The organism is Luteimonas cucumeris, from assembly GCF_007830035.1.
Classification (GTDB): domain Bacteria; phylum Pseudomonadota; class Gammaproteobacteria; order Xanthomonadales; family Xanthomonadaceae; genus Luteimonas_C; species Luteimonas_C cucumeris.
The window spans coordinates 263011-287696 of the sequence record NZ_VLKN01000003.1; the positions used below are offsets into that span (position 1 = coordinate 263011).

Below are 24686 nucleotides of genomic sequence, written 5' to 3' on the forward strand. Positions count from 1 at the left end.
GTTTCATAAGAAAGTTCGCTCATTGAGCGGGCATTCTTTGGTACGCTTGATGTGAATACTGTAATGACCCACAGCCAGTTGCGCGATCGCAGCGACATGATCAGCGTCGCCGGTGGCTGGCATGCGCATCTGGGCATCCTGGCCGATCGCCTCCACGAACATACGCCGCCGGGATTCTGGAGCACGCATGCGTGGCTGGAGGCGGAGTACAAGCGGCAGATTCCGGTCGACTGAGACGTGCGCCAATACGTGGTTGCGGGATGGCTCAGTGCATGACGATGGCAGGCAGCACCTAGGTGGCGCTTACCCTCACCCAAACCACCCTCGCTGTACGGGGGAGGGCTGAGCTGCAATCGGTTTGTCGCCGGAGTTTACTGCACCGTCCAGCCGCCATCGACGTCGATGGTATGCCCGGTAATGTTGCGCGCCGGCGGCGAGATCAGGAACGCGGTGATGCCGGCCAGTTCGTCGAAGCCGATGAACACGCCCTTGGGCATGGGCTTGAGCATGATCTCGCTGACCACCTGCGATTCCGGCAGGTTGTTGGCGCGCGCCTGGTCGGCGATCTGCTTGTCGACCAGCGGAGTTTTCACGTAGGTCGGGCAGATGGTGTTGATGGTGATGTCGGTGTCGGCGGTTTCCAGCGCGATCACCTTGGAGAAACCGAGCAGGCCATGCTTGGCGGCGACGTAGGCGCTCTTGTAGCGGCTGCCGACCAGCGAATGGATGGAGCCGATGTTGACGATGCGCCCGAAACCGCGCTCGCGCATGCCCGGCAGCAACGCGCGCGTCAGGCGCGCTACGCCGACCAGCATTACCTGGATCAGCAGGTCCCACCGATCGATCGGGAATTCCTCCAGCGGCGCGACATGCTGCAGTCCGGCGTTGTTGACCAGCACGTCGACTGGTCGCGATAACGCATCCAGCGCGGCGGCAACGCTGGCGTCGGACGTGACGTCCAGGGCCAACGCTTCGGCGGAGCCGCCGGCCGCTTGAATCTGCGCCGCGACCGCTTCCGCCGCAGGCAGCGAGAGGTCGGTGACGACGAGGTGATGCCCGGCCGTCGCCAGTTCGAGGGCGATGCCGGCGCCGATGCCGCTGCCGGCGCCAGTGATCAGGATGCAGCGTGAAGTCATTGGGACACTCCTGTCTGGACGGGCAACCGCGCATGCAGCGCCACAACGCTGCCAAGGCTAGCAGCCCGCGATGTCGCCTTGCATGGTCCGTACGGCCTTGGCAGGCTGTCGGCTACCCGACGGAGGTTGCCCGCATGCAGCGCCACTTCTCGATGCTTCGCGAGTTCCACCTGGCCGACTGGTTCACACTGGCCAATGCGTTCTGCGGCACCGGCGCGATCTTCGCGGCGATGCGCTTCCTGCACGAAGGCGTGGTCGCCGACCTGCTGATCGGCATGGCACTGATTCCGTTGGCCTTCGTGTTCGATGCGCTCGATGGCCGCATCGCGCGCTGGCGCAAGGTCGCGTCCACGCTGGGGCGCGAACTGGATTCGCTGGCCGACGTGATCTCCTTCGGCGTGGCCCCGGCCGCGCTGGGCTACGCCTGCGGCATGCAGGGCGGCTGGGACTGGCTGGTGCTCAGCTATTTCGTCGGCTGCGGTGTCAGCCGGCTGGCGCGCTACAACGTGACCGCGGAAACGCTGTCCGATGGCGGCGACAGGGTGAAATATTTCGAGGGCACGCCGATCCCGACCAGTCTGGCCATCGTCATCGTGCTGGCGGTCGCGGTCTGGCAGGGCCGTTTCGGCGAGGCGTTGTGGTTCGGCGTCGTGCAGATCGATCCGTGGCAGCTGCATCCGCTGGTGCTGATGTACGCCTTGTCTGGCTCGTTGATGATCAGCAAGACGCTGCGCATCCCCAAGCCCTGAGGACACGGCAACGACTGACAACGGATGGTCACGTGCCCGGAAGGATCGGTTGCTATCATCGGCCTGATCCCTGGAGGCGGTGATGACCCACCCTGGCAACAAGATGCCCGGCGATTTCGAGGCGCTGGCACGGCAGTACTGGAATGCATGGGGCGAGATGATGCGCGGTGGCGCGACGCCGGCGGCGCCGCCATCCGCGGCGCAGGGCTGGCACGATGCCGTGGAAGGCTGGAGCAAGCTGGTGCATGGCGGCCGCGAGGAGGTCAACACCGCGACCGAACGGTTCAACGCGCTTGCGCACAGCTGGTACGGGCAGATGCAGCAGGTGGCGGCGCAGTTCGCCGGACAGGACAACAGCGCCGCGGAAGTGGCGCAGGCCTGGAAACAGGCGATGGGCGCCGCCGGCGAGAATCCATTCCCGGAGATGTTCCGGGCGATGCGCGGGCAGGGCCAGCAGGGCCTGGAGCAGTGGATCGAGGACGCATCGCCTTATCTCGACGCCTGGCGCCGTGAAAGCGCGTCGTGGCTGGGCATGCCCGCGTTCGGCTTCGCACGCGAGCACCAGGAACGCGCGCAGCGATTGCTGCAGGCGCAGCTCGATTACCAGCATTGCAACAGCGCCTACAACGCATTGATGCTGAAGGCCTCGCAGCGTGCCTGCGAACTGTTCGAAATCCGGCTGGCCGAACGCGAGGAACCCGGGCGCCAGCTCACCTCCGCGCGTGCCTTGTTCGACCTGTGGATCGACGCAGCCGAAGAAGCCTATGCCGAGATCGCGCTGTCGCCGGAATTCCGCAAGACCTACGGGGCGCTGGTCAACGCGCAGATGCGCCTGCGCGGCGGCCTGCAGCAGGAAGTCGAGCAGGTCAACGCCATGCTGGGCATGCCGACCCGCAGCGAAGTCGACGGCGCGCATCGCAAGATCGCAGAACTGGAGCGTGCGCTGAGTCGCCTGCGCAACGCGTCGCCACCGCCTGCATCGCCGCCACCACGCACCGAGGCGCCGGCGAAGAAGAGCGCGAAGCCGTCGACTGCCAAGGCCAAAGCCAAGACCACGGCCGGGAAACGCGAGACCGCTAAGAACACCCAGGCGAAGAAGCGCTGACATGAACGGCCCACTCAATTTCACTGCCGACGCGCTCGCGCACGAAGCGCTGCAGCTGCAGCAGAAACTGGCGGCAGGCGTGGATACCCTGCGCAACCTCGACGAGGTGAACTACGGCGCCACCGCCCGCGAGGAAGTCTGGCGCGACGGCAAGGTCGTGCTGTACCGCTTCACCGGCGAGCAGGCGCCGACCGCGAAGGTCCCGCTACTGATCAGCTACGCGCTGGTCAACCGGCCGTATATGGTCGACCTGCAGGCCGATCGTTCGCTGGTCAAGGGCCTGCTGGCGCGCGGCGAGGATGTCTACATCATCGACTGGGGTTATCCGGATCGTTCCGACCGGTTCCTGACGCTGGAGGACTACATCGAGCGCTTCCTCGGCGGTGCGGTCGACCACCTGCGTCGCACGCATGGACTGGATGCGATCAACCTGCTCGGTATCTGTCAGGGCGGCGCGTTCTCGCTGTGCTATGCGGCCCTGCACCCGGACAGGATCCGCAACCTGATCACCATGGTCACACCGGTCGATTTCCATACGCCGGACAACATGCTGTCCAACTGGACGCAGGACATCGACGCCGACCTGTTCGTCGACACGCTCGGCAACGTGCCGGCGGACCTGATGAACTGGTGCTACCTGGCGCTGAAACCGTGGCGGCTGTTCGCGCAGAAGTACGTCGGGCTGGTCGACATCCTCGACGACAGCAAGGCGGTCGAGGATTTCCTGCGCATGGAAAAGTGGATCTTCGATTCGCCCGACCAGGCCGGCGAGGCATTCCGCCAGTTCATCAAGCAGTTCTACCAGGGCAACGGCTTCGTCGAAGGCGGCATCGTCATCGGTGGCAACGAGGTGCACTTGGGTCTGGTCGAGATGCCGGTGCTCAACATCTTCGCGGAGCAGGACCACCTGGTGCCGCCATCGTCGTCGAAGGCCTTGAAGGCGCTGGTCGGCACCGGCGACTACACCGAACTTTCCTTCCGCGGCGGCCACATCGGCATCTACGTGTCCGGCCGGGCGCAGAAGGAAGTGCCGGAGACGATCCAGCAATGGCTGGCGAAGCGTTCCGGCTGATGATGCGTGCAGGCTTGGCCTGCGTCCTCGCGCTGCTGCTGTCGCCGCAGCTGCGGGCCGCAGAAGCCAGCCCGGATGCGCAGGCGGAAATCGCGGGATTGATCGAGGCATTGGGCAGTTCCGATTGCCGCTTCGAGCGCAACGGCAAGTGGTACGAGGCCGGCGAGGCCAAGGCGCACCTGCAACGCAAATACGATTGGATGCGCAGGCGCGACCTGGCCACCAGCAGCGAGCAGTTCATCGAGCGCGCGGCCAGCCACAGCAGCGTCAGCGGCCGTCCCTACCACGTGCAATGCCCCGGCCAGGCCCCGCAGGTCGCGGCGGACTGGTTCCGGCAGCAGTTGCAGCGGTTGCGTGCAGCGCCGAAATGAGCGGTTTAGACTGGGCCCAGCCCAGCTACCGTCTTTTTCGATGAACAAGCCAGCGCCCACGCTTTCCCGTTCCATCAACGACCGCGTCCTGGCGGGCGTGATTGGCGGTATCGCCCATCGCTTCGGCTGGAACTCGACGCTGTTGCGCGTGATCTACGTCATCATCTCGATCGCGTCGGTCGCGTTTCCCGGCATCCTGGCCTACCTGATCCTCTGGCTGCTGATGCCGGAAGGCAACGATTGAGCGAGCCGGCCGCGGCTGCGCGCCTTCCGGTCGCGGCGCTGCGCGTGATCGGCGCCTTGTGGACGCTGCCCAACACCTTGCTGGGCCTGATTGCGGGAATCGCCGGCATCGCATTCGGTGCGCATGCGCACTACAGCAGGCGTGAACTGGCGATCGTGTTTCATCGCTGGCCGTGGGGGCCGGGCGGGGCGCTGACGCTGGGCAACACCATCCTGCATACCGGCGACACGCTGGATTCGCCCTGCGTGACCTATGCGCATCGCGCCGGACACGGCGAGGAACCGGCGATCATTCTTGCCGACCACGAGCGCGCGCATGTGTACCAGTACATGGTGCTGGGACCGCTGTTCCTGCCGCTGTACCTGTTGTGCGGCGGCATCAGCGTGCGCAATCGATTCGAGCGCGCCGCCGATCGCTACGCGCGCGATGGCCGCGGCTGGTGGCCCTGGCCTTCGACAATCTTGAAATGATCCTGTCGCATGTCGCTTTTTTGACACGGGGTTAACGGGTGCCGCGATATCCTGCACCCGTCGAAGAAAAAGCGATGACGCAAGTCAGAGCAGAAGCTTCGGCAACGAAGGCTCAGCCGCTCAGGGAAACCTGGAAGACTGGGCCTTCACTTTGTGCGGTGCAAAAAACGCACGCAGTCGACCTGCACAGTTCGGTGGATTCAAGAAAGTCCTTGCAAGTCGCTGGAATGTCGTAACGCCGCAGCCGCTGGCGCGCATCCCGTACTCAACCTTTCCGCTGCAACACCGACAGCTCCTCTCCCTGCGCTTGCCCGCCCGGGCCGAAGCGGCGTTCCGCAAAGAGGATCCGGTCGCTGTCGACCAGCACCACGCTGCTGCAGCGAGTGCCGTAGCGCTGATCGCGGACAAAGGGCGGCGACAGTGCGCGCTCCAGGTCCAGGCCGACGCCGGTATCGGGCAGGGCGTCATCCGGTGCCGGCGTGGTATCGGACAAGGCATCCAGCAATGGCGACAGCGCGGTCGGGTCGTCGTCGATGCGGCCGCTCGCGGACGGCAGCCATGCCGCCAGCGCGCGGGTGGCGAGACCGCTCTTCGGCCAGGGCGCGTCGAACGCGCCGTTGGACATCGCATGCAGGCCCGGCGCGATCGCGCTTCGGGTGAACCGCGGATGGTTGCTGGCGAAAGCCAGGTCCGCGCCATCCCAGACGATCAGGTTGAAGCGGCCGTAGTCCGCGGCGGTCGACGCCAGCGAGGCCAGGTAGGCGTTGGTCGAGGCCTGGCCGCGGACGAAATCACGCACCAGGCTACCGCGCGAATGCAACGCCGCTTCGGCATCGAGCCCGGCGCGCACGTTGGTCACCGCCGCCAGCCGTCCCTGCATGGACACCATCAGCCAGCCACCGCCTGCCTGCAGGTCGCGGCCGCCATACACGTCGGGAGCCTCGGGATCGGGGCCGGCAGGCGCGGTCGGGCGCGCATGCAGTTCGTCGCGATTGGCGATCAGGGCCAGTTCGTAGCAGGGATGGGCTCGCCAGGCGAGCGCGATCAGACACATGCAGACATGCTAGCCCACGGCTTGAGGGGTAGGAAATTTCCTACAGCCGGACGGGTATTACGCCGATGCCCGATGCGTCGCCACTGGCCGAACCTGTGTCGGCCCCGGCAGCACGGCTTGATGCATCGGCAACGGATGCCGCTCAGCAAAGGAGAACATCCGCCACCTTGAGCAAGTGGAGCGCAGGGCCGGGGCGCTTTTCCTATCGCGAGCGCACTATGGAACGCACGCTTTTCTCCGTGGAACCCGATGCGCCTGGTTGGCAGGTCAGCCTGTGTGGCAAGCCGCTCGAGCACTTCCAGCTGAAGATCGCCGCGCTGCGGGCGGCCACGACCTTTGCCCGCATCCGTCACCACGCCACCGGCGAACCCACCGGCGTGCACATGCGGATGCTGTGCGGCGACCTGGTGATGGTGGACCGGCACGGCTAGCCCGCCGGCGCCTTCAGTCCATCCAGCGAGGCGCGGAATACGCGCAGCGCCGATCGCAGGAACATCGCCAGCAGCGCGACCGCGACCAGCAGGTCCGGCCAGCCATTGCCGAACAGCCACACGCCGAGCGCGGCGGCGAGTACCGCGAGCCCTTCGCCGACATCATTGCGCGAGCATTCCCAGGCCGAGGCCAGGTTCACGTCGCCATGGCGGTACGGGGTGAGCAATCGCAGGCAGACCAGGTTGGCAGCCAGGTTGAGCAGGGCGGCGATGCCGAGGCTGGCGAAGATCGGTGTCGCCGGATGCGCGAGCCGCCACGCGATCTGGATCGCGACTGCGATGGCCGCTAGCAGGATCAGCGCCGACTTCAGCAGCGCCACGCGCGATTTGACCTGCAACGTCGAGCCGACCACGGCCAGGCTCACGGCATAGGTCAGCGTATCGCCGAGGTTGTCGAGTCCGCCCGACAGCAGCGAAGAAGAACCGCTGTGCATCGCCGCGGCGACCATCAGTACGAAGGTCGTCAGGTTGATCGCGAGTACGATCGCGAGCACGCGGCGCTCCTGCTTTCGCAGCGCATCGGCGACGAGTTGTTTTTCGCAGCAGTCGCGTGACATCGGCAACGGGGCCTGGCAGCGGCGATGCTGAGATTTTACGCCGTGGCGGAAGCTGCTCGCTGGCTTTGTTGTAAAGGGTTCCGCCCGCTACGCGGTCGGGTTACTTTCTCTTTCCAGAGCCAAAGAGAAAGTAACCAAAGAGAAGGGCTCTTCCCCGACAGAGCTCACGTTGCAGTTTGTAGTCCTCGGGGATTTTCCGACTCGCCATCCTGGCTCGGTCGGAAAACGGCGGCCGTCCATGGCCGCCGCCCTTCGGGTCTATGGGCTTTGCGGCGTGCCAAATCAGGAAAAAACCACCAAAGCAAAAACTCAGCGGAGATTTACGCTCTAGATCCGCCGCACCCGCAGCTTGCGTCCCTTGATTCCGCCTTCGCGCAGGCGCGCGACGGCGCGGTCGGCGTCGGCACTGCGGATGGCGACGTAGGCACGCGTCGCGAACACATCGATCTTGCCGACACTGTCTGCCGGCAATCCCGCCACGCCGGTCAGCGCGCCCAAGATGTCGCCGGGACGCAATTTGTCGGTGCGACCGGCATCGATGCGCAGCGTGGCCATCGTTGCCTGCGGCACGCCACGCGCCTGTTTTCCGGCCAGGGGCGCGCGTCGCCAGCGCAGGGATGTGCCCTGTTGTTTTTCCAGTGCCAGCGCACGCGGGACCTCGTGCGGCGCGCACAGGCTCAGTGCCAGACCGCTGCTTCCGGCGCGCGCGGTGCGGCCGATGCGGTGCACGTACACGTCCGGATCGGTGGGCAGTTCGTAGTTGATCACCGCGCCGATGTCTTTCACATCCAAGCCGCGCGCCGCCACGTCGCTGGCCACCAGCACGTTGCAGCTGCGGTTGGCGAAGCGCACCAGCACCTCGTCGCGATCGCGCTGCTCCATGTCGCCGTGCAGCGCCAGCGGGGTGAAACCGTAACGTTCCAGTTCCGACACCACTTCCTCGGTATCGCGACGCATGTTGCAGAACACCACGCTCGATTCGGGCCGGTGTTCGATCAGCAACCCGGCCAGCGCCGCGGTTTTCTGCGCCGTGTCGACTTCATGGAACCATTGCTCGATCGCCAGCGGCGATGCCGCACTGTCGACCGTCACCTCGACCGCGTCGCGCAGCACACTACGGCCGATGGCGCGGATCGCGTCCGGATAGGTGGCCGAGAACAGCAGCGTCTGCCGCGTCTTCGGCGTCTTGCCGGCGATCTCCCGGATCGGTTCTTCGAAACCCATGTCGAGCATGCGGTCGGCTTCGTCCAGCACCAGCGTGCGCACCGCGCCCAGGTCCAGCGCCTGCTTGCGCAGTAGTTCCTGGATGCGGCCGGGTGTGCCGACGACGACGTGCGGCGCGTGGGCGAGCGAAGCCAGCTGCGGGCCGAGTGGAATGCCGCCACACAGCAGCAGCAGCTTGAGGTTGGGAATGCCGATCGCCAGGCGGCGGATCGCCTTGCCGACCTGATCGGCAAGTTCGCGGGTCGGGCAGAGCACGACGGCCTGGGTACGGGTCAGAGCGGGATCGAGTTGCTGCAGCAGGCCAAGACCGAACGCGATGGTCTTGCCGCTGCCGGTGGGCGCCTGCGCGATCAGGTCCTGGCCGGCCAGGATCGCCGGCAGCGCCTGCGCCTGGATCGGCGTGGTCTGTCTGAATCCGAGTGCGTCCAGGCCCTGCAGCAGGGCGGGCGAAAGGGGAAGGGTGGCGAATGCGGTCATGCACCATGATCGCAGGATTAACGTGGCCTCCGGCACCCTCTGGACCCGCGATCGCGAAAAACCGGCCGCGGATGTCGAAACCGGCCGCGGCCGAACGTCGCACTGGACAGGAGCCGCCGTACTTGCAGCCGCTCCGCGGTTTCATTCCCGACCAACTGGAGGATTTATGAGCTACGTCGATGGTTTCGTGGTGCCGGTGCCGAAGAAGAACCTCGCGGCCTACCGTCGCCTGTCCCGCAAGTCGGGAAAGATCTGGATGGAGTACGGCGCGCTGGAATACATCGAATGCGCCGGCGACGACGTGCCGCCGGGCAAGGTCACGTCGTTTCCGTTCAGCGTGAAGGCGAAGAAGGACGAGGTCGTGGTGTTCTCGTGGATCGTCTACAAATCCCGCAAGCAGCGCGACAGCATCAACAAGAAGGTGATGGCCGATCCGCGCCTGAAGGACATGATGGACCTGAAGAATCTGCCCTTCGATGCCAAGCGCATGATCTACGGCGGTTTCAAGCCGATCGTCAGTCTCTGAGCGCGCCGCCCATGGGCAAGGTCGCCCTGCACTTCTCGATGTCGCTGGACGGCTGCGTCGCCGGTCCGGACGTCGGCGTCGACCTGCCCATGGGCGCCGGCGGCGAGCGCCTCCACGACTGGCTGTTCGCCGATCCGAAAGCGGATGTGGACCAGCAGGTCGCGCAGGAGATGCGCGATTCCATCGGCGCTACGGTGACGGGCCGGCGCACCTTCGATGTCGGCATCGGGCCGTGGGGCGACACGCCGCATCGCGCGCCGTGCTTCGTGGTGACGCAGCGGCCGCGCGAACCGCTGCCGCAGGCCAGCGGAACCTTCTTCTTCGTGGACGACGGCGTCGAAACGGCGCTGCGGATGGCGAAGGAAGCGGCGCAGGAGCGCGATGTCGTGGTGATGGGCGCGGCCATCGCACGGCAGACGCTTGACGCTGGCCTGGTCGACGAGATCAACCTGCAACTTGTGCCCATCCTGCTGGGCGATGGTCCGCGCCTGTTCGAAGGCGTAGCCGCGCCTGGACCCGGATTCGAGCTGGTGCGTGCGCTGCGCTCGCCGCAGGTCATGCATCTGCGCTATCGCGTGGTCAGATAAGTCGGTTCAGAAACGCAGGCTGGGTTGGCTCCACCAACCCAGCTCATAGGGCCCAAGGATTGCTGGGTTGGTGGAGCCAACCCAGCCTACGGCCTTGGATCCCGTGTTCGCCGGGATGACGATCCGAGACTTCTCAGCGTGCCTTGGATGAGGATTGCACATCGGCTCGTCCATGGACAGCGGGCATCATGCTGCCGCCGTATCGTCGCTGCAGCCGCTGGCCCGCTCCAGCAGCAGTTCGCGCTCGCGTGCATTGCGGGTCAACGACGCGGCGCGCTCGAACTCCGCCCGGGCCTCGGCAAAGCGCCCGAGTTTCCTGAGAAAATCGCCGCGCACGCTCGGCAGCAGGTGGTAGTTCTTCAACGAAGGTTCGGAAGTCAGCGCGTCGACCAGTTCCAGGCCCGCCGCCGGGCCGAACAGCATGGCCAACGCGACGGCGCGATTCAGTTCGACGACCGGCGACGGCATCAGCTCCGACAGCGCGCCATAGAGGCCGACGATCCGTGCCCAGTCGGTGTCTTCCGGCGCCAGCGCGCGCGCATGGCAGGCGGCGATCGCGGCCTGCAAGGCGTAGACGCCGCGTGCGCCGCCGAGTTTTTCGGCGCGCTCCAGCGCGGCCAGTCCACGCCGGATCAGCAGCCGATCCCAGCGGCCGCGATCCTGTTCGAGCAGCAGGATCGGCTGTCCCGACGGGCCGACGCGCGCGCCGGCGCGCGACGCCTGTATTTCCATCAGCGCCACCAGTCCATGGACTTCCGGCTCCTGCGGCACGAGTTCGGCCAGGATGCGTCCCAGCCGCAGCGCTTCCTCGCACAACGCCGGCCGTATCCAGTCGTCACCGGCGGTGGCCGAATAGCCTTCGTTGAAGATGAGGTAGATCACGCCGAGCACCGAGGCCAGGCGCTCGGCCAGGTCGGGCCCGCGCGGCACTTCGAACGGCACGTGCGCGTCGGCCAGCGTGCGCTTGGCGCGGACGATGCGCTGCGCCACGGTCGGCTCCGGTACCAGGAAAGCGCGCGCGATCTCCTCGGTGGTCAGGCCGCCGAGCAGACGCAGCGTCAGCGCGACCTGCGCATCGGTCGACAGCACTGGATGGCAGGCGGTGAACACCAGCCGAAGCAGGTCGTCGCCGATGTCGTCGTCGGCGAACGCCTCCTGCGGCGATCCAACGTCATCCTGGTCGCTTTCCAGTTCGTAGCCGAGTTCCTCGTGCTTGCGCTGCTGCAGCTTGAGGCGGCGCAGGCGATCGATCGCACGGTGCTTGGCCGTGGCCATCAGCCAGGCGCCGGGATTGTCCGGCACGCCGGACTCGGGCCAGCGTTCCAGTGCCGCGACCAGCGCGTCCTGCGCCAGTTCCTCGGCCAGGCCGACGTCGCGGACCATGCGCGCGAGGCCGGCAATCAGCCTGGCGGATTCCATCCGCCAGACCGCGTCGATGGTGCGATGGGTATCGGTCGCCGTCATGGCGACCGATCAGACCATCATCGAATGGCCCATGCAAGCCGGTCGCGGCGGCGCTGATGCAACGAACCGTCCGATGCTCGCGATGGTTCGGCCGGGTCGCGCGATCGTTTCAGTTGCCGCCGCGATCGTTGCCGACGCGATGATCGCGGCGCGGATCGGGAAAGTCGCGTCCATGCGGTCGGGCCGCTCCGTCCCCGTCGCTTTCCTCGAAGCTGCGCGGCTCGCCCACGCAGGCGCCATCGTCGCGATCCTGTTTCGCAATCGCGGCGTCGCGATGGACCAGCAGCCACATGATCGACATGCGTTAGCCCGGAGCCGCGTTGGGGTCCATGTAGGCCAGTTCCCACAGGTGGCCGTCCAGGTCCTGGAAACCGGTCTGGTACATGAAGCCGTAGTCTTTGGAAGCGGTGGCCTTGCCGCCACCGGCGACGGCCTTGGCGACCAGGTCGTCGGCCTTGTCGCGGCTTTCCGCCGACAGGCACACGATCACTTCGGTCTGGCGCGTCGCATCGCAGATGTCCTTGTCGATGAATGTCCGGAAGTAGGGCTCGACCAGCAGCATCACGAAGATGTTCTCTTCCACGATCATGCAGGTCGCATTCTCGTCGGTGAACTGGGGATTGAACGAATAGCCGAGCTTGGTGAAGAACTCGACGGTGCGGTCGAGATTCTTGACCGGCAGGTTGACGAAGATCTGGGTAGTCATAAAGGCTCTCTGTATTGGTTGAAGGTCTCGCGCGCCCGGAATCGCTCCGTCTGCGCGCGGGGCTGGTCTGGCCTTACTGTCGCTTGTCGATCTCGGCGCGCAGGCGTTCTTCCTGTGCACGCAGTTCCGGCGTGAATTCGGCGCCGAAATCCTCGGCCTCGAATACCTGGCGGATCTCGACTTCGTCGCCTTCCTCGAACGGCGCGCGCTTGAGCCACTCGATCGCTTCTTCCTTCGAACGCACCTGCCACAGCCAGAAGCCGGCGATCAGTTCCTTGGTTTCGCTGAAAGGTCCGTCGATGACCGTGCGCTTGCCGCCCGCGGAAAAGCGCACCCGCGCGCCTTTCGAAGTGGGCTGCAGGCCTTCGCCCGCGAGCATCACGCCGGCCTTGACCAGTTCCTCGTTGTACTTGCCCATCGCCGCCAGCATCTGCTCGGTCGGCAACACGCCGGCTTCGGTGTCCGCGTTGGCCTTGACTATCACCATGAACCTCATCGTCGTTCTCCTCGCTGTGGGTGTCGGAGCCGCGCTGCGGTCGGGCCGCCGGTGCCGCGCTCTTGTGGATGCGACGAACAGGCATTGGCCGGATCGACAGGCCCGCGCGGATTTTCTTCGATGAAACGATGGGCCCTTGTCGGCAAACCCGAATCGCAACTACCGCGCCGCCATCCAGGTGACGCGGCGCCGGCACGCCGCGTCAGGCTTCCGCGCTGGCCAGGGCTTCGCGCCGTGCCCGGGCTGCGACGCGCCAGCCCACGCCGGCCGCGGCCAGCAATACCAGCGCCGCGATCAGGAAGGCCGCGCCGGGGTGGGGCAGCCGTGCGTCCGGACCGACCGAGAGCGCATAGACGGTACCGAAGAACAATGGCGACAGCACGCCGGCGATGCTGGCGACGCTGTTGTTGGCGCCCTGCAGCTGGCCCTGTTCGGACTCGGACACGCGCTGCGTCATCAGCGACTGCAGCGTCGGCATCGCCAGGCCCCACAACGCGTTGGGCAGCATTGCCAGCGTGAACAGCAGGCCGGTCGGCGCCAGGCCCATGCAGGCGATGCCGACCGCGCCGCCGAACAGGCCGAACACCATCACCTTGCGGTCGCCGAAGCGCTTCACCGCCGGCCCGACCAGCACGCCCTGCACGATCATGTCGAGCACGCCGACCATCGCCAGCAGCACGCCCACCTGCCACGCGCTCCAGCCGTAGCGGTAACCGGCGTACAGCACGAACACCGCCGAGAACACGTGGTGCGCGAAGTACATCAGAAAGTTGGAGCCGGCCAGCCCGGTCAGTTCCGGATGCGAGCGCAGCAGCCGCAACGCACCCAGTGGATTGGCGCGCTGCCACGAGAACGCCATGCGTTTTTCCGGTGCCAACGATTCGGGCAGGATGAAGGTGCCGTACAGGAAGGCAACGCCGCTTAGCGCGGCGGCGACCCAGAACGGCGCGCGCGGCGACACCTCGCCGAGCACGCCGCCAAGCAGCGGCCCGGCCACGAAGCCGGCGCTGAATGCCGCGCCGATCAGACCGTAGCCGCGTGCGCGCTGTTCCGGCTCGGTGATGTCGGCCATGTACGCATACACCGTGGTGAAACTGGCCGAGGTCACGCCGGCGATCATGCGGCCCAGCGCCAGCCACCACAGGCTGGGTGCCAGCGCCATCAGCACGTAGTCGGCGGCCAGTCCCGCGGTCGACAGCAGGATCACCGGCCGGCGCCCGTACTGGTCGGACAGCGAGCCGATGATCGGCGAGGCGACGAACTGCATCAGCGCCCACAGCGCCACGAACACGCCGTTGATGATGCCGGCGCGCGCGTTGGAGCCGCTGAACTCCTCGATCAGCGTCGGCAGCACCGGGATGACGATGCCCATCGCCACGATGTCGAGCATCGCGGTGACAAGAATGAAAGCGATCGCAGCCTTGCCGGCGCGAAAGTCGGGTAATGACATGATGTGGTTTTCCGAATGAGAGATGCGCGACCGCAGGCCGCGACAGGACAAGGGCGTCCGGGGTCAGTCGACCCGGGAACGATGCGGCTTGTCAGGAAAAAGCAATTCTCATAGCGGCGGCCTCGAATGAAGCGAGCGGCGAGTTTACATGACGCTTATCGGATCGCAACCCCTGGCGCGGCAACGCGATGTCCGTCGACAGTGGGCGAGTTTCGACAGGCCGCGTCCTGCGAACCGCTTCGGGCAACTGTTATTCGAGGAACTTCTGACAGGCGACTCTTGATCATGACTCCCTTGGCATAGCTGTCTTCCCGAGCGAAGCGGTGGATCTGCTTTCGATGCGTCGGTTGTCTGTGCAGCCGGCATGCCGAACGCAGTGAGGGACCTGCTTTCGGCCTGGCGTCCGCAGCAAGCAGCATGCCAACCAGGGTGTCTGAGACTGTCCAAAGCCTCGCGAACCGTTCCGGACGACTCCCGAATACGAGAAAGCCCTTCCCGAAGAGTGTGTGGGGCGGGCAGGAGCCGTGCCTCCTTATTGACCGACCTACCAGGTAGTCCCATCCTCGGCAACATCGCTAACAAGGGGCGCTCGATGACTGCAGCACTCGATCTATCTTACCCAACCATCCTTAAACTTTTCGGCAATCATTTGATCGCCGGTAGGGTTGAGTCACGAGCACTACTGGGGTGGTTCCTAGAAAACTATTACCGTCTAGACGAAACAGATGCTCAGGACGCCATCTGCGACGGGCCTGACGACAAGGGTATTGATGGCATTTATGTTGATGAAAACATCGAACGCATTGTTGTATTTCAGACAAAGCTCCGACAAAACGGCGCCAAGACGTTGGGAGATGGCGATCTCAAGCAGTTTTCTGGGACGCTCGACCAGCTACGGACTCGACAGTCCATTGAAGACTTGCAAAATTCGACGGGAAATAAAGAACTACAACATCTTATTAAAGAAGCTGATCTTGCTGGCCTTGTTGAGAAGGGTTACGAGGTTCGTGGGGTGTTCATTACGAACGCCAACAAGGATGCTTCAGCAGTCGCCTATTTGTCGTCGAGACCGGATATTTCAGTTTTCGATGGCGTGGCGCTGAATGAAAATTGGGTGCCTCCCGGCGATGCGGCGCCAGTGCACACGGCAATGACGTTCCGGTTAGATGGGCTCGCCTCTATTCAATACATGACCCCAGACGCGACTGTGTATGTGGCGCCACTGTTGGCTAGCGAACTGGTAGCAATGGCTGGATTGCAAAGCGGAGAATTGTTCGCTTGGAACGTCCGGCAGACGCTAGGAAAAACAAAGGTCAATAAGGCGATTGCAGAAAGTGTGAAGGATCAGCCTGAGCACAAGAATTTTGTTCTTTACCACAATGGGCTGACAATTTTGACTGAGGAGGCGCACCTTGGTGATGATTCCCTGACAATCAATGGCTATACCGTAGTCAATGGCTGTCAAAGTCTTACAACACTGTTCGAGAACCGCACCAAGATTACTGACGAATTGCGATTGTTGGCTCGGGTTATTCAGTTGCAGCCTGGGAGTGAGTTGGCTGCAAAGATCACACGGCATAGTAATAATCAGAATTCGATAAGCGCGCGAGATCTTCAGTCCAATAGCACTATGCAGCGTCGTCTTCAGGCTGAATTCAATGCGGTATTTAGTGGTTTATTTGGCTATGAAATAAAGCGCGGAGAAGTTATCAACGCGACAAATGTCATTACTAATGAGGAGGCAGCGAGGTACTTGCTGGCGTTTGATTTGCAGCAACCTTGGGCCTGTCATCAGACCTATCGTTTGTTCGATGAATTGCACAGCGATATTTTTGGTCGAAAGGAAGTCGTGGCCGCGCGCGTAGCGACGCTCTCTGTGCTGTTTGATGCTGTTCTTGAAACATTGCCGGAGTTGCAGAACAAACTAGTTGCAAGTTACACGCTGACTCGTTTTTTAATGCTGTACCTCTTGCGTCAAGCATTAGAGGTGGACGCTATCGGCAAGCAGTTCATTCGCGAGCCAAAACCCATTGTCGATAAAATTGGCTTTGATCAACTTAAGGAAATTGCAAAAAAAATACTGTCCGACTTAATCGTCGATATGAATGCCGAACTGGAAGAACGCGAACAGGCAAAGAATCCATTCGATCATAAGCGTGAGCTGAAGAGCCCCACAGCAGTCCGTGCGTTGGCAAAGCAGATTATTCCCAGCTATGAGAAGGCAATTAGGCGGGGTCGCGCCACGGCATTCAGTGCTGAAGTGGAAGCCGCGGCGAGCGTAGCCGCTACAGCCTAGCTCGACGGCAAAAGGCCAGGCTTTCGCCTGGCCTTTTGTCTGGTGCCGAAGGTGGGACTCGAACCCACACGCTTTTAAGGGCGGCGGATTTTGAGTCCGCTGCGTCTACCGATTCCGCCACTTCGGCGCGGTCGCGAAGTATAGCCGAGACCGGCTTGGCGGTGGACAGGCTCGCCCTCACCCAACCCTCTCCCGCTAGCGGGAGAGGGCTTCTCAGAACCCGCCGAAGCGGGCCATCGACGCAGCGAGGACGAAGATCACGCCGACCAGCATCAGTTCGAAGCGGACGATGCGGGCCATGCCTGTGGCCTCGGCGGTGGAGGGTAGGAAGCCGGGGTCGGCCTTCATCGCCTTGCGCCAGCGCAGGAAGCGCAGCGTCGGCCAGATTGACAGCACGCCGACCAGTACGAAGGCGCCGACCTTTGCGTGGAACCAGGGGTTGTGCAGGTAGAAGTCATAACCCTTGATGCCGTGGAAGACGCGGCTGAAGCCGACCACCAGCAGCAGTAACGCGGTGATGCCGTAGCCGCGGTCGACGCCGGACAGGCGCTTGAGTGCGCCGCTGTCGATCGGGCGGGTCAGCAGCACCGATTGCGTGACCAGCATCGCGACCAGGCCGAAGATCAGCAGGTGGTGCAGGATGGCGAGCGTCAGGTCGGTCAGCATGTGGGAGTCCGGCTGGAGGCTGGGAAGGAAAGCACCGGGCGCGCGTCGCTGATCGTCAGGCGGCTTCGTCCGTGGCCAGGGTGCTGTCGAGGCGCAGGAACCATTCGCCCGATTGCGGCTGGAACTTGGAGCAGCACTCCATCGGCGCCTTGTAGATGTGCAGCGAGACGGCGACGCGGTCGGCGCTGGCGTTGCAGATGGTGTGGTACTCGTGCGGCGGGATCAGGCTGCCGGCGCTGCCGGGGCCGGCGTGCATGCCGCCGGCGGCGCGGAAGTGGAAACGGTCGCCGTCCTGTTCGAGCAGTTCGTACTGGGTGATCTCCAGTTCGCCGTCCCAGACGCCTTCGACGCACCAAAGGCCGGAGTGGTCATGGATCGGCGTGCCCTGGCCCGGTCCCCAGGTCATCGCCACGACGCTGTAGCCATGCTCGGGGCTGCGATAGATCTCGCGACGCGCGTAATGGTCTTCGATGGGATCGAACACACAGTCCGGCAGGTGCACGTCCGGATCGCGGATCAGCGCGCACAGGCTGTTGCGCAATGCGGCGGTGACGGCGTGCTCGTCGGGCTGGGCGACGGCGGCGTCGACGGCGGCAACGAGTTTTTCACGGCCGCGGAACTCGACGGAGTGGCAATCGGAGGCGTTGGTGTTCATGCGGTCATTCTAACGCCGTGGGCGGGCCCTGGCCCACCGCGCCTTGAACAGCCTGCGGCACGTGTCCGGTCTGGTCGATGCCACCGGGTAGCGGTGCAGGCCGAAAATCCGTATCGGTGGGCCGGGCCCACCCTACGAGGCGAGGAATCCGGAGACGGCGGGGCCGAAGCGGGCGATGTCGACCAGGAAGGCGTCGTGGCCCTGCGGCGATTCCAGCGCCAGGAAGCTTGCGTCGTTGCCGCCGGCGCGCAGGCCGTCGGCGATCTGCTGTTGCTGCTGCAGCGGGAACAGGATGTCGGTATGCACGCCGATCGCCAGCGCCCTGTCGACGCGGATCCGCGCGAGGCCGGCATCGGCGGTGCCGCCGCAGGATTCGCCGAGGTCGAACCAGTCCATGCAGCGGCTGAGGTAGAGGTAGCAGTTGGGATCAAAGCGGCGCACGAAGCGGCGCGCGTGGCCTTCCAGGTAGCTTTCGACCTCGAACTCCAGGCCGAACGGGTCCTCGTCGTCGCGGCGGTCCGAATCCAGCCGCACGCGACCGAAGCGGCCGTCCCATTCCAGCGCCGAGCGATAGGTGATGACGCCGAGCTTGCGCGCCATGCGCATGCCGCTTTCCGGGTAGTCGTGCTCGTCGTAGTGGCCGTTGTTCCATTTCGGATCGAGCCGGATCGCCTCGCGTTGCAGCGAACGGATCGCGATCGAGAACGGCAGTGCGCGCGCCGCACCGGAGATGTTGATGTGGCCGCGGGCGATGCCGGGATGGCGTGCGAGCAGCGCCAGCGCGGTCATGCCGCCCATCGAGTTGCCGATCACGCAGGACAGCTGTTCGATGCCGAGCGCATGCACGACGTGCACGGCAGCATCGGCGATGTCCTCGATCGACAGTTCCGGGAAGGCGAGACGATAGAGCTCGCCGGTCGCCGGATCGATCGAGGCCGGACCGGTGGAACCCTTGCAGCTGCCCAGCGAATTGACGCAGACCACGAACCAGCGGTCGCTGTCGATCGGTTTGCCGGGGCCGAGCATCGCTTCCCACCAGCCGGGTTCGGGATTGGCTGTGTTGGCGGCGGCATGCGCATCGGGCGACAGGCCGGTGACGATCAGCACCGCGTTGTCGCGCGCGGCGTTGAGCGCGCCCCAGGTTTCGTAGGCGATGCGCGCGCCGTGCAGTTCACCGCCGCGCTTCATCGGGAACGGCGAGGGCAGTTCGACGAAGCGCGTGCCGGGCGGGATGAATTCGGTCATGGGTGTTGTTCTTTTTGAGCCGTCATTCCGGCGAACGCCGGGATCCAGTGCTTTTGATTCTCGCTGTTCAACCGCGCCAAAAGCAAAGTCGCTGGATCCCGGCGTTCGCCGGGATGACGGCTGGCGCATTACGGCGCTGCGGCACCGATCACCAGTTCCACCGGCTGCTTCGCAGGCAATGTCACGCGTACCGGTTTCGAATCGATGTCGCCTTCCTGCCGCATCGCGTTGCCGCTGGCGGACAGGCGCGCGAAGACTTCGACTTCCTGCAGCGCCGACAGCTTCTGCGTCGGCATCGGGCTGTCGCCGTCGTCCAGCGTGACCGTCAACGGCAATTGCTGCACGCCGTGTTTTTCGACCGCGATCGGCATTGGCGGGCCGCCGGGCTTGCGCGCGATCACGAACACGCTGCTGCCGTCCAGGCGCACGCGCGATGCGAAGTCGGGATCGAGCGCGACCTTGACGGTCAACGCATGCGCGCCGGTGGCAGGTGTCGCGCTGGCAGTGGAATCCGCAGCCAGCGGCGGCAGTCCGGCCTCCGCGCGGGCAGCGTCGATCTGCGGTCGCAACGTGGTGGCGGTGTCGGCATCGACCATTGCCAGCAACGGTTCCCAGGTGCGGGCCGCATCCGCAGGCTTGCCTGCCTGGCGTTGCGCGATGCCGAGAAACCAGCGCGCGCGCTGGTGTCCGGGCGAACGCTGCAGCACCTGTTGCAGCAGCGCCACGGCTTCGGCATCGAAACGATGCTGCTTGTCGGCCAGCGCCCGCGCTTCGGCGTATTCGACCTGGATGTCGTCGTCGTCCGGTGCCAGCTTCGCCGCGCGCGTGTAGGCCTCGAGCGCTTTGGCCGGACGCTGCTGCTCGCGGTAGGAGCGGCCGAGCAGGCGCCAGCCGTCGAGCTGGCGCGGATCGCGCAACAGCTCGCCTTCGAGTTGCGCGATGGCGTCTTCCAGGCTGGCAGGCGTGCGCTGCGTGGCCGGATCCAGCGCGGCCGGCGTGCCGACCAGCCAGTACAGGCCGGCCGTCGCCAGCAGCAGCACGACCATGAACGCGAACGCGGGCAGCGGCCGGTCGCGCCACAACGGACGCAGCACCCACGACAGCACCAGCGCCGACAGCAACACGGCGAACACCACGAAGACAACCATCACCACTCCTGCGCGTCGTCGCCGGGCACGGCCCGGCCGCTGCTGCGCGAGCGCACGATGCGATAGACCAGGAATCCGCCGGCGAGCAGCAACAACGCCGGACCGAACCACAGCAACCACGTCTTGGATTCGACGCGCGGCTTGTACAGCACGAAATCGCCGTAGCGCTGCACCAGGTGCGTCTTGATCTGCGCATCGCTCATGCCGTCGCGCATCAACTCGAGCACTTCGACGCGCAGGTCGCGGGCGATCATGGCATTGGAGTCGGCCAGCGACTGGTTCTGGCACATCACGCAGCGCAGTTCGGCGGCGAGGGCGTGGAAGCGTCGTTCCTCGGCGCTGTTCTGGAATTGCAGTGGGGCGGGGTCGTGGTTGGCCTGAGCGAAGGCGGTGAAGGCGGTGAACATCATGACCAGCAGCATCGCCAATAAAACCGGGGCTCTCAGCGCGGCGTCATCCCGGCGCAGGCCGCGATCCAGCATTTCTCGTTTACGGAGGCAAGGGCGCTGGATCCCGGCTTGCGCCGGGATGACGGCTTCGGGGGAGGATAGTGGCACAACCATCAGCGCTTCTTTTCCGCTTTTTCCAGCGCCGGCAACAGTTCCTGCTGCACCACGGTGTCGGTCAGTGCACCGACGTGCTTCCAGCGGATGATGCCGTCGGCGTCGACCAGGAAGGTTTCCGGTGCGCCGTAGATGCCCCAGTCGATGGCGGTCTTGCCTTCAACGTCGGTGACGACCACGAAGAACGGGTTGCCGAACTGCTCGAGCCAGCGCAACGCGTCCTCGCGTTCGTCTTTCCAGTTGTAACCGATCACGCGCACGCGCTTGCTCTCGGCGAAGCGGGTCAGCACCGGATGTTCGACGCGGCATTCGGCGCACCAGCTGCCCCAGACGTTCATCACGAACGGCGCGCCGCGCAGTTTCTTCAGCGACACGCGCTGGCCGGGATCGTGCAGCACCGGCAGGTCGAAAGCCGGTGCGGGCTTGCCGATCAGCGGTGATGGCAGGGCATCGCGATTCGGATTGCGGCTGAGCCAGACGCCCGCGGCGAGCAGCACGGCCAGCAATGCGAAGACGATCAGCGGCAACCAGCGTTTCATGTTCATCCCAATGCCTCCTGTTGCAGGACTTCGGCCGGGCGCGCGGCGCTCTGGCGCACCGTGCGGAAACGACGATCGCCGGCGGCGACCAGTCCGCCCAGTGCCATCAATGCCGCGCCAGCCCAGATCCAGCGCACGAACGGCTTGACGTGCACGCGCACGGCCCAGGCCTCGTTGCCGAGCGGTTCGCCCAGTGCGACGTACAGGTCGCGCAGCAGGCCGGGGGCGAGGTCGGCTTCGGTCATCACCTGGCCGCCGCTGGCGTAGCTGCGTTTTTCAGGATGCAGCGTGGCCATCGGTGTGTCGCCGCGGAACACCTGCACGGTGCCGCGGTCGGCGACGTAGTTGGGGCCTTCGTAATGCGTGGCGCCTTCGAAGCGGAAACTGTAGCGGCCCAGTTCCACCGTCTGCCCCGGTCGCAGCGCGAGCTCGTGCTGGCGGCTGAGGCTTTCGGTCAGCAGTGCGCCGACCAGGAACACGGCGATGCCCAGATGCGCCAGCGTCATGCCGAGCATCTCGGCAGTGAAGCGGTTGCCGTTGCCGGCGAAACGCGACCACACGAAGCGCAGCGTGCCGGCGCCGACCCAGGCCGCACCGGCGACGCCCAGCGAGGTTTTCAGTGCGCCCTGCGGCGCCATGAAGAAGGTGGCGACACCGATGCCAACCGCCAGTCCGGCCCAGGGCAACAGCATCCGCAGCGGACGCGACACGTCGTCGCGCTGCCAGCGCGTCAGCGGACCGAACGGGACCAGCAATACCAACGGCGCCATCAGCAGCACGAACAGCAGCGAGAAGTAAGGCGGGCCGACCGAGATCTTGCCCAGTTCCAGTGCATCGGCCAGCAGCGGATACAGCGTGCCGAGCAGCACCATCGCGCAGGCCGCGACCAGCAGCAGGTTGTTCACCAGCAGCAGGGTCTCGCGCGACGCGGCGGCGAACGGCTTGCCTTCGTCCCGGGTCGGCGAGCGCAATGCGTACAGCAGCAGCGAGCCGCCGATCACGATGCCGAGGAAGATCAGGATGAACAGGCCGCGCGAAGGATCGGCAGCGAAGGCATGCACGCTGGTCAGCACGCCGGAGCGCACCAGGAAGGTGCCCAGCAGCGACAGCGAGAACGTGGCGATCGCCAGCAGCAGCGTCCAGCTGGCGAAGCTGCCGCGTTTTTCCGTGACCGCCTGCGAATGCAGCAGCGCAGTACCGGCCAGCCACGGCATGAAGCTGGCGTTCTCGACCGGATCCCAGAACCACCAGCCGCCCCAGCCCAGTTCGTAGTACGCCCACCAACTGCCGAGTGCGATGCCGGCGGTCAGGAACGCCCACGCTACGTTGGTCCACGGCCGCGTCCAGCGCAGCCAGCGCGCATCGATGCGGCCATCCAGCAACGCGGCGATCGCAAACGCGAATGGCACCGCGAAACCGACGTAGCCGACATACAGCATCGGCGGATGGATGATCATCCCCGGATCCTGCAGCAGCGGGTTCAGATCGCGGCCTTCGGCAGCGGCCGGCAGCAGCCGCAGGAACGGATTGCTGGTGAAGATCAGGAAGGCGAGGAAGCCGACTGCGACCAGCCCCATCACCCCGAGCACGCGCGCGATCACTGCCGCCGGCAACGCCTGCGAGAACCACGCGACCGCGCCGGTCCACAGCGCCAGGATCAGCGCCCACAGCAGCAGCGAACCCTCGTGCGCGCCCCACACCGCGGTGTAGCGGTAATGCACCGGCAACAGCGAGTTGCTGTTCTCGGCGACGTACTGCAGCGAGAAATCCTGACTCACGAAGCCGTAGGTGAGCACTACGAAGGCAAAAGCGACCAGTCCCAGCTGCGCGTACGCCGCAGGCCGCGCCACCGCCATCCACGTGTCGATGCCGCGTTGCGCGCCGACCAGTGGCAGGGCCGCCTGCAGCGCGGCGATCAGCAGCGCCAGGATCAGCGCGACCTGGCCGAGTTCGGGCAGCACTAGTGGGCCTTCGCTTCGGCAGGCGTGGGCACGTCGTGCTTCTTGTGCGCGGCGCCCATCTTGTCGGCGACTTCCTTCGGCATGTAGGTCTCGTCGTGCTTGGCCAGCACCTGCTCGGCGACGAACACGCCGTTCTGCATGCGGCCGGTGGCGATCACCGCCTGCTTCTCGCGGAACAGGTCGGGCAGGATGCCGGTGTAGACCACGGGCAGGGTGGCGTCGCCGTCGTCGACCGCGAAATGCGCTTCCATCGAACCCGGCGCGCGCTTGAACGAGCCGGCCTGCACCATGCCGCCGAGACGGAAGCGCGCATGTTCGCCGGCCTCGCCACCGAGCACTTCGGAAGGCGTATACAGATAGGCGACGTTGCGCTGCAGCGCGACGGCGACCAGCGTGGTCGCGGCGGCGGCGGCGGCGACCAGGGCCAGGATCAACAGCAGTCGGCGTTTGCGGATCGGGTTCATGTGGTTGCGTTCGTCTTCATTCGCGCGTCAGCGGTTGGTTCAGGTCGGGCCTTGCCTGCCGCGCCACGCGCAGCCGTGCCGCGCGCAGCAGTTGCCGGATGGCGATGCGCGGCGCGACGAAATCCCAGAGCAGCACGACGAAGAACACCGCGTAGGCCGCGATCACGTAGTTCTGGTAGCTCACCGCGCGTTCTCCGTGGCCGCCTTGCGCACCCAGTCCTTGCCCGATTCGCGCAGCAGGTTGTCGGCGCGGGCGCGCATCAGCAGCGAGCCGATGAACCAAAGCTTGGTGCCGACGATCATCCACAGCAGCGGCTGCACCATGCTGGCGTCCATCGTCGACTCGCCGAACAGGCGGATCGTCTGGCCCTGGTGCAGCGAGTTCCACCACACCACCGAATAGCGGATCACCGGCAACAGCGCCACGCCGACGATCGCCAGCAGGCCGGCGGCACGCGCCGCGGCGCGGCGGTCGTCGATCGCCTGGTACAGACCGATCACGCCCAGGTACAGGAACAGCAGGACCAGTTCGGTGGTCAGGCGCGGGTCCCAGTCCCACCAGGTGCCCCACATCGGCTTACCCCAGATCGAACCGGTGGCCAGGGTGATGACGGTGAAGGCGGCGCCGATCGGCGCGCAGGCCATCGCCAGGATCTCGCACAGCTTGATCCGCCAGACCAGCGCGATCACGGCGTAGAACGCCATCAGCCCGAACACGAACAGGCTCATCCACGCGGCCGGCACATGGATGTAGAGGATGCGGAAGCTGTCGCCCTGCTGGTAGTCGGCGGGGACGTCGAACAGCGCGCCCCACAGGCCCCAGGCCATCACCAGCACCGCCGACGCATGGGCCCACGGCGCCCAGCGCGCAGCGAAGCGGTCGAAATAGGGGGGCGAACCGAGTTGGTGGAACCAGCGGACGACGGGATTCATTCTTGTTCTACTCCCTCTCCCGCGTGCGGGAGAGGGC

The 24686-nt window shown here is 65.2% G+C and carries 30 protein-coding genes and 1 tRNA gene; 11 read left to right on the forward strand and 20 right to left on the reverse strand.

From position 1 onward, the window contains the following. Window positions 1-63: 63 nt before the first annotated feature. The gene (locus tag IP90_RS16610; RefSeq protein WP_158635302.1) at window positions 64-234 is read left to right on the forward strand and encodes an SRPBCC family protein; all 171 of its coding nucleotides are present in this window, start codon (window positions 64-66) and stop codon (window positions 232-234) included. 137 nt (window positions 235-371) lie between these two features. On the opposite strand, the gene IP90_RS07300 is transcribed toward IP90_RS16610, so the two are convergent. Beyond that, complete coding sequence (locus tag IP90_RS07300; RefSeq protein WP_144898955.1) at window positions 372-1136, reverse strand: 3-hydroxybutyrate dehydrogenase; 765 nt, start codon at window positions 1134-1136, stop codon at window positions 372-374. A 134-nt stretch (window positions 1137-1270) separates the two neighbouring features. Here IP90_RS07300 and IP90_RS07305 point away from each other — a divergent pair, with 134 nt between their 5' ends. The 6 genes from IP90_RS07305 to IP90_RS07330 all read left to right on the forward strand — a co-directional run bounded on the left by IP90_RS07305 (window position 1271) and on the right by IP90_RS07330 (window position 5147). Continuing rightward, window positions 1271-1885, forward strand: a complete 615-nt coding sequence (locus IP90_RS07305) for a CDP-alcohol phosphatidyltransferase family protein (RefSeq protein WP_144898956.1) — start codon at window positions 1271-1273, stop codon at window positions 1883-1885. A gap of 82 nt (window positions 1886-1967) precedes the next feature. After that, window positions 1968-2990, forward strand: coding sequence for a class III poly(R)-hydroxyalkanoic acid synthase subunit PhaE (gene phaE, locus IP90_RS07310; RefSeq protein WP_144898957.1), 1023 nt, complete (start codon window positions 1968-1970; stop codon window positions 2988-2990). 1 nt (window position 2991) lies between these two features. Then, window positions 2992-4062, forward strand: a complete 1071-nt coding sequence (locus IP90_RS07315; RefSeq protein ID WP_144898958.1) for a class III poly(R)-hydroxyalkanoic acid synthase subunit PhaC — start codon at window positions 2992-2994, stop codon at window positions 4060-4062. Further along, window positions 4038-4433 (forward strand): YfeK family protein, encoded by a 396-nt coding sequence (locus IP90_RS07320; protein WP_242007517.1) that lies wholly within the window; start codon window positions 4038-4040, stop codon window positions 4431-4433. Before IP90_RS07315 ends, IP90_RS07320 begins: the two co-directional genes overlap by 25 nt. A 40-nt stretch (window positions 4434-4473) precedes the next feature. Beyond that, window positions 4474-4677, forward strand: coding sequence for a PspC domain-containing protein (locus tag IP90_RS07325; RefSeq protein WP_144898959.1), 204 nt, complete (start codon window positions 4474-4476; stop codon window positions 4675-4677). Then, window positions 4674-5147, forward strand: coding sequence for a hypothetical protein (locus IP90_RS07330; RefSeq protein ID WP_144898960.1), 474 nt, complete (start codon window positions 4674-4676; stop codon window positions 5145-5147). The genes IP90_RS07325 and IP90_RS07330 overlap by 4 nt, the downstream gene beginning before the upstream one ends. Window positions 5148-5412: 265 nt before the next feature. Here IP90_RS07330 and IP90_RS07335 read toward each other — a convergent pair whose 3' ends face one another. Continuing rightward, window positions 5413-6201, reverse strand: a complete 789-nt coding sequence (locus tag IP90_RS07335; protein WP_144898961.1) for an NRDE family protein — start codon at window positions 6199-6201, stop codon at window positions 5413-5415. 167 nt (window positions 6202-6368) lie between these two features. Here IP90_RS07335 and IP90_RS07340 point away from each other — a divergent pair, with 167 nt between their 5' ends. Next, window positions 6369-6632: a hypothetical protein gene (locus tag IP90_RS07340; protein WP_144898962.1), complete on the forward strand. Its 264-nt coding sequence runs from the start codon at window positions 6369-6371 to the stop codon at window positions 6630-6632. Here the strand turns inward: IP90_RS07340 and IP90_RS07345 are convergent. Next, the gene (locus IP90_RS07345; protein WP_144898963.1) at window positions 6629-7249 is read right to left on the reverse strand and encodes a cation efflux transmembrane domain-containing protein; all 621 of its coding nucleotides are present in this window, start codon (window positions 7247-7249) and stop codon (window positions 6629-6631) included. The two genes, IP90_RS07340 and IP90_RS07345, sit on opposite strands and share 4 nt — an antisense overlap. 327 nt (window positions 7250-7576) lie before the next feature. Then, window positions 7577-8950, reverse strand: a complete 1374-nt coding sequence (dbpA, locus tag IP90_RS07350) for an ATP-dependent RNA helicase DbpA (RefSeq protein WP_144898964.1) — start codon at window positions 8948-8950, stop codon at window positions 7577-7579. 166 nt (window positions 8951-9116) lie between these two features. Here dbpA and IP90_RS07355 point away from each other — a divergent pair, with 166 nt between their 5' ends. Together IP90_RS07355 and IP90_RS07360 are read left to right on the forward strand one after the other, a co-directional pair. After that, on the forward strand, window positions 9117-9476 hold the full coding sequence (locus IP90_RS07355) for a DUF1428 domain-containing protein (protein WP_144898965.1): 360 nt from the start codon (window positions 9117-9119) through the stop codon (window positions 9474-9476). An 11-nt stretch (window positions 9477-9487) separates the two neighbouring features. Continuing rightward, a complete protein-coding gene (locus IP90_RS07360; RefSeq protein WP_144898966.1) occupies window positions 9488-10063 on the forward strand; it encodes a dihydrofolate reductase family protein in 576 nt (191 codons plus the stop codon). A gap of 186 nt (window positions 10064-10249) precedes the next feature. Here the strand turns inward: IP90_RS07360 and IP90_RS07365 are convergent, their stop codons facing one another. The 5 genes from IP90_RS07365 to IP90_RS07385 all read right to left on the reverse strand — a co-directional run bounded on the left by IP90_RS07365 (window position 10250) and on the right by IP90_RS07385 (window position 14179). After that, entirely contained in the window at window positions 10250-11527 is a 1278-nt protein-coding gene (locus IP90_RS07365) for an RNA polymerase sigma factor (RefSeq protein ID WP_144898967.1), read from the reverse strand. Between the two features lie 109 nt (window positions 11528-11636). After that, window positions 11637-11828, reverse strand: coding sequence for a hypothetical protein (locus IP90_RS07370; protein WP_144898968.1), 192 nt, complete (start codon window positions 11826-11828; stop codon window positions 11637-11639). A 3-nt stretch (window positions 11829-11831) separates the two neighbouring features. Next, window positions 11832-12233 (reverse strand): VOC family protein, encoded by a 402-nt coding sequence (locus IP90_RS07375; RefSeq protein ID WP_144898969.1) that lies wholly within the window; start codon window positions 12231-12233, stop codon window positions 11832-11834. A 73-nt stretch (window positions 12234-12306) separates the two neighbouring features. Then, window positions 12307-12729: a YciI family protein gene (locus IP90_RS07380; protein ID WP_144898970.1), complete on the reverse strand. Its 423-nt coding sequence runs from the start codon at window positions 12727-12729 to the stop codon at window positions 12307-12309. Window positions 12730-12931: 202 nt separating this feature from the next. Continuing rightward, window positions 12932-14179, reverse strand: coding sequence for a TCR/Tet family MFS transporter (locus IP90_RS07385; protein ID WP_144898971.1), 1248 nt, complete (start codon window positions 14177-14179; stop codon window positions 12932-12934). Between the two features lie 592 nt (window positions 14180-14771). On the opposite strand from IP90_RS07385, the gene IP90_RS07390 reads away from it, so the two are divergent. Further along, a complete protein-coding gene (locus IP90_RS07390; RefSeq protein ID WP_158635303.1) occupies window positions 14772-16475 on the forward strand; it encodes an AIPR family protein in 1704 nt (567 codons plus the stop codon). 40 nt (window positions 16476-16515) lie between these two features. On the opposite strand, the gene IP90_RS07395 is transcribed toward IP90_RS07390, so the two are convergent. The 11 genes from IP90_RS07395 to ccmC form a co-directional block, all read right to left on the reverse strand. Next, a tRNA-Leu gene (locus tag IP90_RS07395) sits at window positions 16516-16602 on the reverse strand. A gap of 86 nt (window positions 16603-16688) precedes the next feature. Next, window positions 16689-17141 carry a DUF2214 family protein gene (locus tag IP90_RS07400; protein ID WP_199753423.1) on the reverse strand — a complete coding sequence of 151 codons (453 nt, stop codon included), beginning with the start codon at window positions 17139-17141 and terminating at the stop codon, window positions 16689-16691. Window positions 17142-17196: 55 nt separating this feature from the next. After that, entirely contained in the window at window positions 17197-17796 is a 600-nt protein-coding gene (locus IP90_RS07405; RefSeq protein ID WP_144898973.1) for a cysteine dioxygenase family protein, read from the reverse strand. A gap of 132 nt (window positions 17797-17928) precedes the next feature. Next, entirely contained in the window at window positions 17929-19041 is a 1113-nt protein-coding gene (gene metX / locus IP90_RS07410) for a homoserine O-acetyltransferase MetX (protein WP_144898974.1), read from the reverse strand. Between the two features lie 128 nt (window positions 19042-19169). After that, entirely contained in the window at window positions 19170-20189 is a 1020-nt protein-coding gene (locus IP90_RS07415; RefSeq protein WP_144898975.1) for a tetratricopeptide repeat protein, read from the reverse strand. Continuing rightward, the gene (locus tag IP90_RS07420) at window positions 20189-20671 is read right to left on the reverse strand and encodes a cytochrome c-type biogenesis protein (RefSeq protein WP_199753424.1); all 483 of its coding nucleotides are present in this window, start codon (window positions 20669-20671) and stop codon (window positions 20189-20191) included. Before IP90_RS07420 ends, IP90_RS07415 begins: the two co-directional genes overlap by 1 nt. Window positions 20672-20751: 80 nt before the next feature. Further along, on the reverse strand, window positions 20752-21297 hold the full coding sequence (locus tag IP90_RS07425; protein WP_144898976.1) for a DsbE family thiol:disulfide interchange protein: 546 nt from the start codon (window positions 21295-21297) through the stop codon (window positions 20752-20754). Continuing rightward, the gene (locus IP90_RS07430; RefSeq protein WP_144898977.1) at window positions 21294-23252 is read right to left on the reverse strand and encodes a heme lyase CcmF/NrfE family subunit; all 1959 of its coding nucleotides are present in this window, start codon (window positions 23250-23252) and stop codon (window positions 21294-21296) included. Before IP90_RS07430 ends, IP90_RS07425 begins: the two co-directional genes overlap by 4 nt. Beyond that, window positions 23252-23716 carry a cytochrome c maturation protein CcmE gene (gene ccmE, locus IP90_RS07435; RefSeq protein ID WP_144898978.1) on the reverse strand — a complete coding sequence of 155 codons (465 nt, stop codon included), beginning with the start codon at window positions 23714-23716 and terminating at the stop codon, window positions 23252-23254. The genes IP90_RS07430 and ccmE overlap by 1 nt, the downstream gene beginning before the upstream one ends. Before the next feature lie 16 nt (window positions 23717-23732). After that, on the reverse strand, window positions 23733-23900 hold the full coding sequence (locus IP90_RS07440) for a heme exporter protein CcmD (RefSeq protein ID WP_144898979.1): 168 nt from the start codon (window positions 23898-23900) through the stop codon (window positions 23733-23735). Then, a complete protein-coding gene (gene ccmC / locus IP90_RS07445; RefSeq protein WP_144898980.1) occupies window positions 23897-24649 on the reverse strand; it encodes a heme ABC transporter permease CcmC in 753 nt (250 codons plus the stop codon). Before ccmC ends, IP90_RS07440 begins: the two co-directional genes overlap by 4 nt. Window positions 24650-24686 lie beyond the last annotated feature (37 nt).